The organism is Pseudoalteromonas sp. S3776, from assembly GCF_005886915.1.
In the GTDB taxonomy this organism is placed as follows: Bacteria; Pseudomonadota; Gammaproteobacteria; order Enterobacterales; family Alteromonadaceae; genus Pseudoalteromonas.
In genome coordinates this window covers 1-504 of the sequence record NZ_PNCU01000086.1, presented here as the reverse complement: position 1 = coordinate 504, position 504 = coordinate 1, and the positions used below count along the sequence as shown (strand labels likewise).

Genomic DNA, 504 nt, shown 5'->3' with positions numbered 1-504 from the left:
ACCATCCGCCTCAACGGTGGTCGTGAGAGTTTGCACAGCGCCGTCACTGTCGGTCACGGTGAGTGTCACCGTGCCGCCAATTTCGTTACTGGTGCCCTGTAATGTCGGTGTTAGGTCGTTTACATCGCCTACATTTTGTATCGTAAGTGTAGGTGCTTGCGTGTCAATCGTAGTGGTTTCACTCACGGTGGTTTCGTTGCCTACACTATCGCGTACGCTCACTTCAATCGTGCTTTCGCCTTCACTGAGTGGTGTACTTGGTGTGGCGCTCCAATCACCATTTGCATCAACAAGCGCAGTGATGGTTTGTGGATTACCATCGCTGTCGGTCACCACTATCGTCACTTGCGCGCCTTCGCCCGCATCGCTCGTGCCGCTGATTATAGGCGTGTTGCTATTGCTTTGTGCATCCACCTCAACGGTAAGCGTAGGCGGTGTGCTATCAAAGTCATCTGAGCTGATTGTGCGCGTGTTGCCCGCCGCATCGGTGGCTGTGGCGATCAC

General features: G+C 54.2%; 1 protein-coding gene. It reads right to left on the bottom strand.

Annotated features, from left to right (window positions below):
• A partial coding sequence (locus CWC16_RS19245; RefSeq protein WP_249929317.1) for an Ig-like domain-containing protein occupies positions 1-504 on the bottom strand: 504 nt, incomplete at both ends.